The organism is Pseudomonas sp. GV085, assembly GCF_003050925.1.
Lineage (GTDB): Bacteria > Pseudomonadota > Gammaproteobacteria > Pseudomonadales > Pseudomonadaceae > Aquipseudomonas.
On record NZ_QAOV01000017.1, the window covers coordinates 98,997 to 114,968 of the forward strand.

Consider the following 15,972-nt stretch of genomic DNA (forward strand, 5'->3'; position numbering starts at 1 on the left):
TTGACTGGCTAAACGCGGCGCTCTTGAGTCCATCGTCGGAACGCCGCCCGGAGCAAGCTCGCTCCTACAGGAGGGCGTGTGTTTTTCAAGGATTTTCATATGCAAGCCATCAACAACCTCAACCTGACCTCCCTGCTCGACACCCTGGTCAGCCTCAGCGCGGCCTTCATCCTCGGTGGCCTGATCGGTTTCGAGCGCCAGTACCGGCAGCGCACCGCCGGCCTGCGCACCAACGTGCTGGTGGCGGTGGGCGCGGCGATTTTCGTCGACATGGCCAACCGTCTCGCCGGTGCCGAAGGCGCCGTGCGGGTCGTAGCCTACGTGGTTTCCGGCATCGGCTTTCTCGGCGCCGGGGTGATCATGCGCGAAGAGGGCAATGTGCGCGGCCTCAATACCGCCGCCACGCTCTGGACCTCGGCGGCAGTCGGTGCCTGCGCCGGTGCCGACCTGCTGGCCGAAGCCTTGCTTGGCACCTTGTTCGTGCTCGCGGCCAACACCTTGCTGCGGCCGATCGTCAACAACATCAACCGTCAGCCGCTGGATGTGATTTCGGCGGAGGTCACCAACATCGTCTATGTCATTGCCCGGCGTACGCAGCAGAAAACCGTGCTGGCCTTGCTCGAGGCCGAGCTGGAACGCAGCAACTATCCGGCCAGCGATGTCGATGTGCATGCCTTCGGCACGGATGAAATTGAAATCGAAGCCACCCTGGCGACCACCTCGGTCGATGGTGATGAACTGGATGCGCTGGTGGCACGGATTTCGACGTCGAGCCAGGTGGTGCAGGCGTTCTGGAGTCCGAGTACCAGGGAGTAACGGCCAAGGTTTCCCGGGCAAGAGTCAGATTAACCGGCATTTATTTAGGAATATTCCTACATAAACCCAGGAAGGTCTTCCGTAGTCTTTGCGACCTCTTGAAACCGACATCCTTTTGGAGGTCACCTTGCCGAACAAATCCTTGCGCATCCTGATCGCCGATGCGCAGCACTTCAACCGCCTGCGGATCGAGCGACTGTTCAACCAGCTCGGCTATTTTCGGGTGGCTCCGGTGCAGAGCCTCGACGAGCTCCTTGCACTGGTGGAGTACGGTTGCGAGCCTCTGGACCTGGTGCTGGTCAATGGGGCGATGGCCATTGGAGCGCTGGACCTGTTCAGTTTCCTTGACGACAACCCGCAGGTTCATCACGGGTTTATCTTCAATGAACGGCAGGCGCCGTTGTCGCCAGTCGCGGGTAAAGTCCGATTGAGCCAGGCCGCTCTGCCGGACCTGGCGTCCATTACGCAGCTGATGAGCGCTGTCGATCGTCGGCTACCGCTCGTCGGAACTGTCATTTCTGTCAGGTAGTACTTTCCAGCCTTCCATGCAAGAGTCTATGCGCAGCGTTGTGCCCAATCGCTGCGGTGCCTGGAGGGCATTTTTTGCCCGATCGTGTTGTTTTGCACGGGAGTTGTCATGAAGTCAGCACTGATTGTGGAAGATCATCCGGTGGTTCGCTCCATGATCAAACTCGTACTCAAGGGCGAAGGATTCAAGCAGATTTACGAGGCCTCCCGTGGCGATGAGGTCCTGGCATTGATCCGCGAGCATCAACCGGATGTCGTGCTGCTTGATCTGGGCCTCCCGGGTGTGGCGGGGCTTGAGGTGATGGACCGTATCAAGGCCGAAAACACCCGATGCCGCGTGGTGGTGTTCACCTCGCTGGAGGCCCAGTTCTATCAGGACCGCTGCATGCGGGCCGGGGCTGTTGCCTATGTTTCCAAGAGCAAGGACCTGGATGATTTGAAGGCGGCGGTGAATTGCGTGATGGCCGGCTATACCTATTTCGCCCAGCTCCCCTCGAGTTCCGTGTCGATGGGGGAGTTGCAACACAGTGAAAAGCAGTTGATCGACAAGCTCTCCAATCGTGAGTTGACCATTCTGCAGTACCTGGCCCGGGGTTCGAAAAACCTGGAAATCGCCGAGATCATGCACCTGAGCTACAAGACCGTCAGTACCTACAAGACCCGCCTCACCCTCAAGCTCAACGTGAGCTCGTCGGTGCACTTGAGGGATTTCGCCCTGCGCAATCAATTGATCTGAATGAACGCTCTCCGACGACTGGCAGGTTGGGTGCTGATTGGCCTTCTTCTCTGGGCATCGACGGTCTGTGCACAACAGTCGTTGACCCTGTTGGGACGTTCGAGTGCCGAAGGCCTGAGCGTCAGGTGGTCGGAAACCGAGTTGCGCTGGTTGCAGCAAAAGGGTCGATTGGTGCTGGCGGTCTCGGCTCCCGACTATCCCCCCTTCGAGTTCAACACGGCAGGCAAGGTGTTCGAAGGCGTGACAGCCGATTACGCCGGGTTGCTCGAACAATTGTTGAACGTCGTCATCGAGGTTCAACGTTATCCGTCGCGGGCCGACGCGGTGCAGGCCATCAAGGACGGTCAGGCCGACCTGCTGGGAACGGCCAACCGATTCGAAGCCGAAGATCCGCAGCTACAGATGTCCAGCGCCTACGCGGTGGATCAACCGGTGCTGGTCACCCGCACCGATTTCCCTCCGGTGCTCGACCCGACACTGGCCGGCAAGCGACTGGTGATGCTGTATCACTACTTGCCCGAATACAGCGTGCAACAGTTCTATTCCAAAGCGCAGGTCCAGCTGTTTCCCTCGACACTGGCGGCGATAGGCGCTGTGGCGTTCGGCCAGGCCGATGTCTATCTCGGTGATGCGATCAATGCCCATTATCTGATCAGCAGGAATTACCTGAACAACGTGCACCTGACGGACTTCTCGCCCATGGAGTCCGGGCGTTTTGCCTTTGCGATGGCCCGCGACAACGTTTCGCTATTGCGCATCGTCAACAAGGCGCTGGCGGTCATCACTACCAATAAACAAATGAACATCCTGCGTCGTTGGGGGGCCAACGGGGTGTCTATCCCGGGCACTCAGTCTTTGCAATTGAGCGTGGCCGAACAGCACTGGCTCGAACGGCACCCGCGCGTGAAAGTCGCGATCAACGAAAATATCCCGCCGATTTCATTTGTCGACAGCGAAGGCCAGTTTCGTGGTATCGGCGTCGATGTGCTGGCGAAAATCACTTTGCGCACCGGGTTGCAATTTGACATCCAGGGCATGAAGTCGGTGGCCGAGATGATGGCCGGTATCAGGAGCGGGCAGATCGATGTGCTGGCCGGTATCGGCCTCAGTTCCCAGCGTGAAGATGAATTGCGGTTCACCCGGTCATTTCTGAGCAGCCCGTCGGTACTGGTGACCCGCGTGGACACGGACGGCCTCAGGACGCTGGATGACATGGCGGGAAGAACCCTGGCGCTGACCCAGGGCAACATTGCCGCCGAGTACCTTCGCAAGCATTACCCGCTGATCCAGCTGGCGGATGCGCCACTGTCTACGGATGCCATGGAGATGGTCGCCCAGGGCAAGGCCCATGGCGGCATCAACTCGTTGATCAGCGCCCGTTACCTGATTTCCCGGCAGTATCGCGATCGCCTGCAAGTGACCAGCACCGTGGGCACCGACCCCGCCCGAAGCACCCTGGCAACCAGTCGCGAGGCCACCGAACTGCATTCGATTCTGGACAAGGCATTACTGAGTATTCCCCCCGAAGAAATTGACGAGCTGACTCAACCCTGGCGCTATGACTCGATGGTCGAGCAGAGTTACTGGCTGCGACACCGGCAAGCGATCGTGCAGGCGTTTGCGGTGGCGGGTGTCTTGCTGTTGCTGGCGTTGGCAGGGATCGTCTGGCAGCGGCGGCAGATTCGCCAGCGTCAGCAATTGCTCGGGCAATTGCAGGAAGCCAAGGACGCGGCGGACGACGCCAACCGGGCCAAGACCACGTTCCTTGCCACCATGAGCCATGAAATCCGCACGCCGATGAACGCCTTGATCGGCATGCTCGAACTGGCGCTGAAACGCGCCGATGAAGGGGAGACCGACCGCGCCGCCATCGAGGTGGCGTCCAACGCCGGGCAGCAGTTGCTGGAGTTGATCGGCGACATTCTGGACGTCGCGCGGATCGAGTCCGGGCATTTGTCGCTGGCGCCGGAGCGGGTCAATCTGCACGCGCTGGTGACGTCGGTCTGCCGGGTTTTCGAAGGGCTGGCGATGCAAAAGAATCTGCAGTGGCGGGTCGACCTCGACGCGCGCAGTGACTGTGACGTGATGCTCGATCCCACGCGTTTCAAACAGGTGCTGTCCAATCTGCTGAGCAATGCGATCAAGTTCACCCGGGAAGGTGAGGTGAGCCTGATACTGCGGGTGCTGCCTCAAGGCCCGGCGCATCTGTCTGCCTGTCTGAGTATCGAGGACAGTGGCATCGGCATCAGCGCTTCCGACCAGCAACGCCTGTTCAGCCCGTTCGTGCAGGCGGGTAACACTCAGCAGACTGCCCGGCAGGGTTCCGGCCTGGGCCTGGTGATCAGTCGTACCCTGTGCGAAACGATGGGCGGCCAGTTGCAGCTCGACAGTGAGCCCGGGCGCGGCACGCGGGTGGACATCAGCCTGGTACTGCCCGTCCTGCAAACGTTGCCCGCCGAGGGGGTGTCCCGGGATCCGGCGCAACTCACGACCCGGGCGTTGTCGATTCTGGTGGTCGACGATTATCCGGCCAATCGCCTGTTGCTCTCGCGGCAGCTGAGCTATCTGGGTCACAGTGTGGTGCTGGCGGAGGATGGGGCGCAGGGGCTTGAACAGTGGCGTGGGCGCGGGCACGGTTTCGATCTGGTCATCACCGACTGCAACATGCCGGTGCTCAGCGGTTACGAGCTGGCCGGCGCGATACGTGAGCAAGAGCGGGTGCAGGGGCTGTCGCCGACGCTGATTCTGGGCTTTACCGCCAATGCGCAGGCCGAGGAGAAGGACCGGTGCAAGGCGGCGGGGATGGACGATTGCCTGTTCAAACCCATTCGCCTGGTGGACTTGCAGGCGTGGCTGGCCCGGAGGTTTTCCAGTGCACCCCAAGCGGCGATCGTCGCCCCTGGCTTCGCCGAGTTCGACTTGAGCGGGCTGGAACGCTATGCGGATTCGGATCGTGAGCTAATCGATCAACTGATGCACGATCTGGCGCTGACCAACCGCGAGGACCGTGTGCATTTGCTGGCCTTGCACGCCAACGGCAATCGCCCGGGCTTGCAGACGCTGGCACACCGGATCAAGGGCGGGGCGCTGATGGTGCGAGCGCTTGCCCTGGTCGAGTGTTGCGAACAACTGGAGCGGGCATGCAATGACGGCCGCGCGGCACTGATCGACGATGCCGTCGACCAGTTGCAGCAAGCCATGGCCCGCCTGGACCAGAGTATCGAGCAGGATTGAGGCTCAAACCCAGTGCGGCGCGATGCCCTTGGGGCTGGTCAGCCGGTGGCCGAGCGCCAGGGCGGTGCTTACCGAATCGATGACCACCTGGCCTTGCAGGCGAAACGTACCCAGGCCGAAGGCGGGTTGAGGGCTTTTCCTCAACCATAGAATCTCCCACATTGGATCTATATGCGCCACAAATCCCCTGTGGGAGCGAGCCTGCTCGCGATAGCCATCACTCGGTCTAAACCCTTGCCCCGACCCTAGGCAATATCACTGCGGCTGAACTCTTCCCCGAGAAAGTCGATCAACGTGCGCACCGATGGCAGCAAGCCCCGACGCGAAGGGAAAATTGCATGAATCACGCCGCTCTTCGGCGCCCAGCCTGGCACCAGCTCCACCAGTTGCCCGGCCGCGATTTCATCGCGTACCACCACACTGGGCAGGTGCACGATGCCGATTCCGGCGACCGCCGCATGGCGCAACGCCAACAGGTCATCGGTGACCATCCGCGGTGCATGCCGGATCATCGCGGTGCTGCCGTCGGCCCCGAACAGTTCCCACTGATATTCGCGCTGCGCCGCGCCCCAGTGCAGGCTCGGCAAGCCGCTGAGGTCGGCCGGGGAGGCCGGTGTCGACAGGCGCGATAAATAGGCCGGGCTGCCGACCACGCTCTGGGTGCTGTTGCCCAGCACCTTCATCACCATGTCGGTGTTTTCCAGTGGTGGAAAGCGTACCCGCAGCGCAATGTCGAAGCCTTCGTGAATCAGGTCGACCCGGCGGTTGGTGCTCTCGATGAACAACTCCACCAACGGGTACTTGAGCATGTAGCGGGTCAGCATCGGCCCGACCCAGGAATTGAGCAGCGCCGTCGGGCAACTGACACGCACCAGGCCCTGGGGCTCGGAGCGGTTGCGCTCGATCAGTTCGGCGGCGCTTTCCGCCTCCACGCGCATGGCCAGGCAGCGCTGGTAGTAGGCCTGGCCGATTTCCGTCAACGAGCAATGCCGGCTGGTGCGGTGCAGCAGGCGCACGCCGAGGCGCTCTTCGAGTTCGGCAATGCGTCGGCTGAGCTTGGACTTGGGCATGTCCAGCGCCCGGCCCGCTGCGGCGAAACCGTGATGCTCCACTACCTGGGTGAAGTAGTAGAGGGTGTTGAGGTCTTCCACCATCGTTCTCCAAATAGAACGCTAAAGCTGATTTTTGCAGTCTAGCGCAGCAAAGGTCACGGTTTTAAGCTCTGTCCATGGCTTCACCCACCTCATCAGGAGACACCATGAAAAACATCATCGGTATCTACACCAGTCCACGGACCCATTGGGTTGGCGACGGTTTTCCGGTTCGCACACTGTTTTCCTACGACAACCTGGGCAAACACATCAGCCCGTTCCTGTTGCTGGATCATGCCGGCCCTGCGGAATTCACTCCAACCAGCGAGCGACGTGGCGTTGGTCAGCATCCGCATCGTGGCTTCGAAACCGTGACTATCGTTTACGAGGGCGAACTGGAGCACCGGGACTCCACCGGCAGTGGCGGCAAGATCGGCCCTGGCGATGTGCAATGGATGACCGCAGCCTCGGGGATCCTGCATGAAGAGTTTCACTCCGAAGGTTTCGCCAAAAGCGGTGGCACCCTGGAGATGGTGCAGCTGTGGGTCAACCTGCCGGCGAGGGACAAGATGGCCGACCCCGGTTACCAGACGATCCTCGACGGCGACATCCCGAGCATCGCCTTGCAGGACAACGCCGGCAGCCTGCGCCTGATCGCCGGTGAGTTCGACGGTCACCAAGGCCCGGCGCGCACCTTTACCCCGATCGACGTGTGGGACATTCGTTTGAATGCCGGCAAATTGCTCACCCTCGATCTGCATGAAGGGCGCAACACCGCACTGGTGGTTTTGCGTGGCACGGTGCAGGTCAACGGCCTGGAATCTGTGCGCCAGGGGCAACTGGCCCTGTTCGACCGCAAGGGCGACCAGATGAGTCTCCAAGCCAGCGAAGATGCGGTGGTGCTGTTGCTCAGCGGCGAACCGATCGATGAGCCGATCGTCGGCCACGGGCCGTTCGTGATGAACACCGAGCAGGAAATCCACCAGGCCTTCGCCGACTTCCAGTCCGGTCGCTTCGGCCGGATGCACGCTTAATTCGCAGCGCTTTTACACCCGACTCTACACAGGATGAGTAGGCCGGTTTTCAGGCCAGGGATGGCTGTTGCCCAAAAGAAAGAGGAAACGCACATGAACACTGTCTACGCGGCCAACTTCAACGGCCAGAAACCGACCATCGACCCCAATGACAGCGCGATGCTGTTGATCGATCACCAGAGCGGACTGTTCCAGATCGTCAAGGACATGGACGTGCCTCAACTGCGCGCCAACGCCATTGCCCTGGCCAAGGCCGCGACCTTGCTGAAGATGCCTGTGATCACCACCGCTTCCGTTCCCCAGGGGCCGAACGGGCCGTTGATCCCGGAAATCCACGAAGCCGCGCCCCATGCGCAGTACGTGGCGCGCAAAGGTGAAATCAACGCCTGGGACAATCCGGAGTTTCATGCGGCGGTCAAAGCCACCGGCAAGAAAACCCTGGTGATCGCCGGCACCCTGACCAGCGTGTGCCTGGCGTTCCCGTCCATCGCCGCCGTGCATGAAGGCTACAAGGTGTTTGCCGTGGTCGACGCCTCGGGCAACCACTCGAAACTGGCCACCGAGCTGACCGTTGCCCGTCTGGCCCAGGCCGGGGTGGTGCCGATCGACATCATGGCGACGCTATCCGAGCTGCAAGGCTCGTGGAACCGTCCGGATGCCGAACAGTGGGCCGCTGTCTACGCCCAGGCCATGCCCCATTATCAGTTGCTGATCGAGAGTTACCTCAAGGCCCGGCAAGTGGCGAATGAACACGAGGCGCTGGACTCCCAGCGCTGACCGGTTGCCCCTGTGGGGGCGTGCCTGCTCGCGATGACGGTAGAACAGACACTGATGTAGTGACTGTCAGGCCGCCATCGCGAGCAGGCTCGCTCCTACAATTGTTTTTGTGGTGATTGCAGAATCCAGCCAAATCAATTGCTCCTACACTATGGCCAATCTGTGCGATCTTCGCGTTATTAGCCTTGGCTGGAGTTGCTTGATGCTGTCTTTCCTCACCGAACACCCATTGATCTGCGCCATGGCGCTGATCCTGATTGACCTCGGGTTGTGGCGTTTAATCGGTGACAACCGCAACCCTTGGAAGCTTCTGTTGCGGGTCACGATTTTCGCGCTATACAGCCTTCTGCTGTTCAACGAAGGCCTGAACCCGATGGAGCCGCCGCCCTGGGCCGACAATGTACCGTTGCACCTGGCCGCCACCGGATTGCAGATCGGCTGGTGGTTGTTCGGCGCGCGGATGCTGACGGTGCTGATCGGCGCGGTGATGATGCAACGGGTCGGGCATACCGGGCGATTGCTTCAGGATCTGCTCGGTGCGGTGATTTTCCTGATCGCGATCATTGCCGCCCTGGCCTATGTACTCGATCTGCCGGTCAAGGGCGTGCTGGCGACGTCCGGTGCGTTGGCGATCATTGTCGGCCTGGCCTTGCAAAGTACCCTCAGTGACGTGTTTTCCGGGATCGTCCTGAACACCACCAAACCCTACCAACTGGATGACTACATCTCCATAGACGGCATGGAAGGCCGGGTCACCGACATCGACTGGCGTGCCACGCGCCTGCAGACCTCCCAGGGTTGCATGGCGGTCATACCCAACTCCCTGGCCGCCAAGGCCAAGATCATCAATTTCAGTCGGCCCAGCGACATGTTCGGCATTTCCGTCTCGCTGGAAGTGAGCCCCCACGCGCGACCGAACACGGTGATCGAAGCCCTGGAGCGGGCCATGCAGGGCTGCCGCTTTCTGCTGGAGACACCGTCGCCGAATGTCGGCATGAAATGCGCCAGCAACACCGGAGTGGTCTATGAAATCAACGGGTTTGTCGCGTCGATGGACGAGAAGCGTTCGGTGCGCAATCAACTGTTCGACCTGGCCTACCGGCACTTGCAGGCGTCCGGCGTCAACCTGCTGTCGAGCGTGGAACCCAATCCGCCGGGCAACCTGTCGCGGCCCCGGGCGTTGCTCGACAGCTCGCCGATTTTCTCCACCTTGCGCCAGGAAGAGAAAGACACCTTCAGCCAGAACATGATGTTGCAATCGTTCCGCGCCGGGGAAACGATCCTGGAGGCGGGGGAGGTCAGCGATCACCTGTTCATCATCGAGTCCGGGGTGGTCACGGTGACGCTGACCCGGCACGGCGCGCCTTTCGAGTCCGGGCGCATGGGGCCGGGGGAAGTGATCGGCGAGGCCGGTATTCTGGCCGACAGTTCGGTGCCGGCGCGGTTCACCGCCAAGACCTTCTGTGCCCTGTACCGCATCGAAAAGGCATACCTCAAGCCGTGCCTGGATGCCCGCCACGACATCAACGATGCGATGCAGACCTTGCTCGATTACCGGCTGCTCAAAGCGAAAACCCTGACTCAGGACCTGCCGGTGACAGTGGAGAAGAAGGGCTTTCTGCGGTGGTTGCGCAATCGGGTTTGAATGGCCGCTACGCGGATCGTCGGATCGCCGCCCGGAGTCGGCTTGGCCCCACATTTGAGCGCATTTCCCTGTGGGAGCAAGCTTGCTCGCGATGACGGCAGTGAACTCACCAAAAGTGAAGAGCGAAACCCATCACACCCGCGCCAATGGCCTACTCGACTTCTGGAAAATTGGCTATTTGTGTAACCAAGCCGCGGGACTAACGTAGCGACACACCCACTTGCCCTGGAGCACGCCATGCAACCCCGTATCGATTTCTACACCGCGTCCCCTGACGCCCTCAAAGCGATGATCGCTTTGGAAACAGCGGTGTCGAAACTGCCGCTGGAAAAAAACCTGATCGAGCTGGTCAAGCTGCGCACCTCGCAAATCAACGGCTGCGCCTTCTGCCTGGACATGCACAGCGCCGATGCGCGCAAGGGCGGTGAGTCCGAGCGTCGCCTGGCCACATTGTCGGCCTGGCGCGAAACACCGTTCTTCACCGAACGTGAACGCGCCGCACTGGCCTGGACCGAATCCCTGACCCTGATCAGCCAGACCCATGCCCCCGACGAAGACTATGAACTGGCTACCGCCCAGTTCGATGCCAGGGAAATGGTCGACCTGACTGTCGCCATCACCACCATCAACGCCTGGAATCGCCTGGCCATCGGCTTCCGCAAAATGCCTCAGGCCTGACCCGCACAAGCATCAATGCGCATCGGCGCTCGGCGCGGCCGGTGGTTGCACCTTGCGCATCAAGGGCACCATCGCCGTGGCGATGACGAAGCACACTCCGATCATCAGAAATGCGTCGCCATAGGTTTGCGTCTGGGCTTCGCGGTAGGTCAGCAACCAGAGTTGATGCAGGCTGGCGGTGACCCCGGCGTCACCGCTCTGGCCGAGGGCGGCGAAGTTGTTGCCGACCTGGGACAGCCATTGGTTGAGCGCCTCGTTGGTGCTGTTGAGGTGCTCCGCCAGCCGGGTGAAATGCAGGTTGGTGCGGTCATTGAGAATGGTCGCACACGCGGCGATGCCGATAGCCCCGCCCAGGTTGCGCATCAGGTTGAACAACCCCGACGCATGTTTGAGCCGCGCCGGCGCCAGGCCACCGAGGGTCAGCGTCACCGCGGGCGGTACCGCCAGTTGCTGAGCAATCCCGCGCAAGGCTTGCGGCAGCATCAGTTCCCTGGCCCCCCAGTCATGGGTGATCGGGCTGAAATCCCACATCGACAAGGCGAACAGCCCCAGGCCGGTCATCATGATCCAGCGCAGATCGACGCGGTTGGCCAGAAAGGCATACAACGGAATCGCCATGATCTGGAACACCCCGGTGGAGAAAACCGCCAGACCAATGTCCAGCGCACCGTAGCCCCGCACCCGGCCGAGAAACAGCGGCGTCAGGTAAATCGTGGCGAACAGGCCGATGCCGGTGACGAACGAGAAGAAGCAGCCAAGGGCAAAGTTGCGATCCTTCAAGGCACGCAGATCGACGATCGGATTGGCCACGTGCAAGGTTCGGCCGATGAACGCCAGGCCGGCCAGGCCGCTGATCCACGCGGTGGTCAGGATCGTACGGTCGCTGAACCAGTTCCAGCGCGGCCCTTCTTCCAGGGTGTATTCCAGGCAGCCGAGGAACAGCGCCAGAAACACCATGCACAAGTAATCCGCACCTTTGAGCAGCGACAGTTCCGGCTGGTCGATTTTCACCAGCATCGGCACGGCCACGGCGACAAAGATGCCGGGGACCAGGTTGATGTAGAACAGCCAGTGCCAGGACGATATGTCAGTGATCCAGCCACCGATCACCGGCCCCAGGGTCGGTGCCAATGAGGCCACCGCGCCGATGGTCGCGGCGGCGATCACCCGTTGCTTGCCGGTGAAGAACACGAACGCGGTGGTGAACACCATCGGGATCATCGAGCCGCCCAGAAACCCTTGCAGGGCACGAAAGGCGATCATGCTCTGGATGTTCCAGGCCGCGCCGCACAGCAGGCTGGTCAGGGTGAAGCCCACCGCCGACGCGCAGAACAGCCAGCGCGTCGAGAACACCCGGGACAGCCAGCCCGACAGCGGGATCACGATGATTTCGGCGATCAGGTAACTGGTTTGCACCCACGCGGTTTCGTCAGTGCCGGCAGAGAGCCCGCCGCCGATGTCACGCAACGAAGCCGAGACAATCTGGATATCCAGCAGCGCAATGAACATGCCGATGCACATGCTGGCAAAGGCGAAGACCTTGGTCGCCGTCGCCATGTTCGCGGCATTGAACGGTTGCGCCGGGGCGGCGAGGGCTTGGCTCATGGCGCGCTGGCCACGGCTGGCGCCTCAGGCTCCTTGCGCGTGTCCACTTCAGCGGTCACCGACAACCCCGGACGCAGGTGGCCGAGTACGCTGTCGGCCGGATCGAGGTGAATACGCACCGGCACCCGCTGCACGATCTTGGTGAAGTTGCCGGTGGCGTTTTCCGGTGGCAACACACTGAATTGCGAACCGCTGGCGGGGGCGAGGCTGTCCAGGTGACCGTGGAACGCCTGACCCGACAGCACGTCGGCATGGATCACCACCCGCTGCCCCGGCACCATGTGCGCCAGTTGGTCTTCCTTGAAGTTGGCATCGACCCACAATCCGCTGGACGGCACCACCGAGAGCAATTGCGAGCCAGCCTGGGCATAGGCGCCAACCCGGGCCCGGCGATTGCCGATCACTCCATCGACCGGCGCCTTCAGTTCGGTGTAGCCGACATTCAATTGCGCCAGGTCGCGCTCGGCCCTGGCCTGGATCAAGGCGGCCCGGGCCTGTTGTTTCTGGGTGTCGATCACATTCAACTGGCGCTGCGCGGCCAGCAGTTCAGCCTGGGCGCGGTTGCTTTGGGCCTGGGCCGTCTTGAACGTGGCGTTGGCCCGCTGGGCGCTTTCCACCGAGACGGCGTTGGTGGTCACCAGTTTTTTGTAGCGGGCATCGTCATCCCGGGAGCGGGTGGCCTCGGCGCCGGCAGCATCGATGCCGGCGCGGGCCTGGCCGATGACGGCCTGTTGCAGTTGCTCGGTGGCGTCGAGGTTGGCGAGCAGGGCTTCTTCGGCGGCCACCGCGCCTTCGGCCTTGGCCAGGTTGGCCCGGTAGTCGCGGGAATCGAGACGGATCAGCACGTCGCCGGCCTTGACCTTCTGGTTGTCGGCCACCAGCACTTCGTCGATGTAGCCCGCCACTTTCGGCCCGATCACCGTTACGTCGCCACCGATGTAGGCGTCGTCGGTTTCCTCGATGAAGCGGCCGGCACTCCACCAATGCACGCCATACACACCGGCCAGTACCAGTGCTGCGATCCCCACGGCGGGCAAGAGCAGGCGTTTGAGCAGGGGAGGTTTGGCGGCAGTCACCGGGGCAGCCAGGTCGTGTTCAACGGTGGACATGCTGGTCATGGAGGATTACCTGTTGGAGCGGAGGTTAATTATGATACTCGTAATATGACGCATGTAATATTTTGTGGCAAATGCTTTTTGCTGCCGATCGTCAGGTCGTTTGATAAGTGGAAATGAAAGAAGATTTTGTGTGCGCTGGAGGACCCTGTGGGAGCGAGCCTGCTCGCGATAGCAGTGTGTCAGGCAACATCTTTGCCGACTGAACGGCCGCAATCGCGAGCAGGCTCGCTCCCACATAGAATCGGGAATGAAAAAGGCCGGTGATCTGCGCGATCACCGGCCTTTTTTGCAGCTATGGCTTAAACGCGTTCGAAAATCGCCGCAATCCCCTGACCACCACCGATGCACATGGTCACCAGCGCGTAACGGCCGCCGGTGCGGTGCAGTTCGTGGATGGCCTTGGTGGCGATGATTGCGCCGGTCGCGCCCACCGGGTGGCCCAGGGCGATGCCCGAACCGTTCGGGTTGACCTTGGCCGGGTCGAGGTCCAGTTCCTGGCTGACGGCGCAGGCCTGGGCGGCGAAGGCGATGTTGGCTTCGATCACGTCCAGGTCGGCGACGGTCAGGCCGGCGCGCTTGAGCGCCAGGCGGGTGGCCGGGATCGGGCCCAGGCCCATGAATTCCGGTTCGACGCCAGCGTGGGCGTAGCTGACCAGGCGGGCGAGGGGTTTCAGGTTGTTGGCCTGGACCGCGTTGCCACTGGCCATGACCAGTGCCGCTGCACCGTCGTTGAGGCCCGAGGCGTTGCCGGCGGTGACCGAGCCGTCCTTCTTGAACGCAGGCTTCATCGCCGCCAGTTGTTCCAGGGACGTGGCGCGCGGATGTTCGTCGACGCTGAACAGTTTGACGCCTTTGCGATCCTGGATTTCCACGGTCGCGATCTGCTCGCTGAAGTAGCCGTTGGCAATCGCGTGGGCCGCGCGTTGCTGGTCTTCGAAAGCCAGGGCGTCCTGCATTTCGCGTGTGATGCCGTTGCGCGTGGCGACGTTCTCGGCGGTGATGCCCATGTGGATGCCATGGAAGGGGTCATGCAGGATGCCGAGCATGTAGTCGATGACCTGGGCGTTGCCCATGCGCGAACCCCAACGGGCGGCCGGCATCAGGTACGGACCGCGGCTCATGGATTCGGCACCGGCGCCGACGACGATGTCGGCATCGCCGAGCATCAGGGTCTGGGCGGCGTTGATGATCGCTTGCAGGCCTGAACCGCACAGGCGGTTGACGTTGTAGGCCGGGGTTTCCTTCGGGATGCCGGCGTTCATCGCCGCGACGCGGGAGATGTAGGCGTCGCGGGTTTCGGTCGGGATCACGTTGCCCATCACCAGATGGCCAACGAGCGCCGGGTCCACGGCGGCTCGCTCGAGGGCGGCTTTCACGGCAGTGGTCGCGAGGTCGGCCAGTGGCACGTCCTTGAGCGAACCGCCGAACGTACCGATGGCGGTACGGGCGGCGCTGACGACGTAGATTTCCGGAGTGTTCATGGCTGGTTTCCTTTCGGTGGATTCTTGTCTGTACTGCGATTGAGCAGGGCGTTCAAGGCGGCTTTCGCCTCGTCGGTGTTCAGGCGCTGAATGAACAGCGTGTTTTCTTCGCGCAGGGTCGCTTCCAGTTCGGCCAGGCAAGCCTGCTTCATCAATTGCCGGGACTGGCGCAAGGCTTGCTGGGGCATGGCCAGAAAGCGCTGGGCGATTTTTGTCGCCGCCGCCAGGCATTGCTCGCCGTCATCGAAGGCTTCGTTGGCCAGGCCCCAGGCCACCGCTTCGTTGCCGTCCAGGCCGTTGCCCAACAGCAGCAGGCTCGCGGCACGGGCATGGCCGAGGCGGCGTGGCAGCAACAGGCTGGCGCCGAACTCGGGGCACAGGCCGATGTTGACGAACGGCATGCGCAGCTTGGCGTTACGGGTGACCAGTACCTGGTCGCAATGCAGCAGCAAGGTGGTGCCGATGCCGATGGCCGCCCCGCAGACTGCCGCGACCAGCGGTTTTTGCAGGCGCGTGACGACCTTCATCAGGTGGAACGCCGGGGCGTCCAGATGCGTCGGCGGGTGTTGGAGGAAATCCACCAGGTCATTGCCGCTGGTAAAGCAGGTCGGGCCGCCAGTGATGATGACCACGCCGGTCTGCTCGTCTTCGTCGGCGGCCAGCAACAGCTCGGCCAGTTGCGTGTACATGGCGTTGTTCAGTGCATTGAGCTTGTCCGGACGGTCGATGGTCAGCGTCAACACGCCATCGCGTTGCTCGTGTTTGATCAGGTCGGTCATCGCAGGCTCTGCAGGGTCGGTTCAGGGCTGCCACTTTAAGCGCCGGACAAACCCCGGATCTATGGCAAAACGGGTCAACTGCACTGCCGCTTTTTGCCATGCCGGCGAATCCACCGAATGCCCACGCCGCTCAGGTGGACGACAGCAATACGCTCCGGCTGTACAACCGGGCGGATTACATCGGTGAAAAATCCACGGCCAGCCAGATGAACATCTCGTCGGAAACCGTGCGCAAGAACCTGTACCTGAAGCTGTAGGTGGGGGTGCAGTCGGAATTGTTTGCGCTGTTTATCGAGTGGTTGCGCAGGCATTGAAAGTCAAAAGATCGTCCGAACGCGGCCCGAGCCTGCGGCAGCTCTTATCAAACAAAAAATAACCCATTGTTTTTGCTCTAAAAATTATCCAGCCATCACCAACTGCATGCCCAGCTTGCGCGCCTTGTGTTCCAAG

At 61.7% G+C, this 15,972-nt stretch carries 13 protein-coding genes and 2 pseudogenes; 9 read left to right on the top strand and 6 right to left on the bottom strand.

All coding sequences use genetic code 11. From position 1 onward, the window contains the following. The first annotated feature begins 99 nt into the window (after window positions 1–99). The 4 genes from C8K63_RS26965 to C8K63_RS26980 all read left to right on the top strand — a co-directional run bounded on the left by C8K63_RS26965 (window position 100) and on the right by C8K63_RS26980 (window position 5,314). Window positions 100–816, top strand: coding sequence for an MgtC/SapB family protein (locus tag C8K63_RS26965; RefSeq protein ID WP_108219461.1), 717 nt, complete (start codon window positions 100–102; stop codon window positions 814–816). 127 nt (window positions 817–943) lie between these two features. After that, window positions 944–1,345, top strand: a complete 402-nt coding sequence (locus C8K63_RS26970; RefSeq protein WP_108219475.1) for a chemotaxis protein CheY — start codon at window positions 944–946, stop codon at window positions 1,343–1,345. A gap of 108 nt (window positions 1,346–1,453) precedes the next feature. Next, a complete protein-coding gene (locus C8K63_RS26975; protein WP_108219462.1) occupies window positions 1,454–2,080 on the top strand; it encodes a response regulator transcription factor in 627 nt (208 codons plus the stop codon). Continuing rightward, on the top strand, window positions 2,081–5,314 hold the full coding sequence (locus C8K63_RS26980) for a transporter substrate-binding domain-containing protein (protein WP_108219463.1): 3,234 nt from the start codon (window positions 2,081–2,083) through the stop codon (window positions 5,312–5,314). A 39-nt stretch (window positions 5,315–5,353) separates the two neighbouring features. On the opposite strand, the pseudogene C8K63_RS30405 reads toward C8K63_RS26980, so the two are convergent. Then, window positions 5,354–5,476, bottom strand: a pseudogene (locus C8K63_RS30405) (hypothetical protein); the annotation flags it as partial. Window positions 5,477–5,559: 83 nt separating this feature from the next. After that, on the bottom strand, window positions 5,560–6,468 hold the full coding sequence (locus C8K63_RS26985) for a LysR family transcriptional regulator (RefSeq protein WP_095942547.1): 909 nt from the start codon (window positions 6,466–6,468) through the stop codon (window positions 5,560–5,562). A gap of 104 nt (window positions 6,469–6,572) precedes the next feature. Between C8K63_RS26985 and C8K63_RS26990 the strand changes: the two genes are divergently transcribed. The 4 genes from C8K63_RS26990 (at window position 6,573) to C8K63_RS27005 (ending at window position 10,539) form a co-directional block, all read left to right on the top strand. Next, window positions 6,573–7,439 (top strand): pirin family protein, encoded by an 867-nt coding sequence (locus tag C8K63_RS26990; protein WP_108219464.1) that lies wholly within the window; start codon window positions 6,573–6,575, stop codon window positions 7,437–7,439. 93 nt (window positions 7,440–7,532) lie between these two features. Next, on the top strand, window positions 7,533–8,216 hold the full coding sequence (locus C8K63_RS26995; protein WP_108219465.1) for an isochorismatase family protein: 684 nt from the start codon (window positions 7,533–7,535) through the stop codon (window positions 8,214–8,216). Between the two features lie 202 nt (window positions 8,217–8,418). Continuing rightward, on the top strand, window positions 8,419–9,861 hold the full coding sequence (locus C8K63_RS27000; RefSeq protein ID WP_108219466.1) for a mechanosensitive ion channel domain-containing protein: 1,443 nt from the start codon (window positions 8,419–8,421) through the stop codon (window positions 9,859–9,861). A 237-nt stretch (window positions 9,862–10,098) separates the two neighbouring features. Beyond that, complete coding sequence (locus tag C8K63_RS27005) at window positions 10,099–10,539, top strand: carboxymuconolactone decarboxylase family protein (protein WP_108219467.1); 441 nt, start codon at window positions 10,099–10,101, stop codon at window positions 10,537–10,539. Window positions 10,540–10,551: 12 nt separating this feature from the next. Here C8K63_RS27005 and C8K63_RS27010 read toward each other — a convergent pair whose 3' ends face one another. From C8K63_RS27010 to C8K63_RS27030, 4 genes are all read right to left on the bottom strand, one after another. Further along, window positions 10,552–12,144: a DHA2 family efflux MFS transporter permease subunit gene (locus C8K63_RS27010; RefSeq protein ID WP_108219468.1), complete on the bottom strand. Its 1,593-nt coding sequence runs from the start codon at window positions 12,142–12,144 to the stop codon at window positions 10,552–10,554. Further along, window positions 12,141–13,262, bottom strand: coding sequence for an HlyD family secretion protein (locus C8K63_RS27015; RefSeq protein WP_108219469.1), 1,122 nt, complete (start codon window positions 13,260–13,262; stop codon window positions 12,141–12,143). The genes C8K63_RS27010 and C8K63_RS27015 overlap by 4 nt, the downstream gene beginning before the upstream one ends. 299 nt (window positions 13,263–13,561) lie before the next feature. After that, entirely contained in the window at window positions 13,562–14,743 is a 1,182-nt protein-coding gene (locus tag C8K63_RS27025) for an acetyl-CoA C-acyltransferase family protein (protein WP_108219471.1), read from the bottom strand. Next, window positions 14,740–15,522, bottom strand: coding sequence for an enoyl-CoA hydratase-related protein (locus tag C8K63_RS27030; protein WP_108219472.1), 783 nt, complete (start codon window positions 15,520–15,522; stop codon window positions 14,740–14,742). Before C8K63_RS27030 ends, C8K63_RS27025 begins: the two co-directional genes overlap by 4 nt. A 188-nt stretch (window positions 15,523–15,710) precedes the next feature. On the opposite strand from C8K63_RS27030, the pseudogene C8K63_RS31300 reads away from it, so the two are divergent. Continuing rightward, window positions 15,711–15,779, top strand: a pseudogene (locus C8K63_RS31300) (hypothetical protein); the annotation flags it as partial. Between the last annotated feature and the right edge of the window lie 193 nt (window positions 15,780–15,972).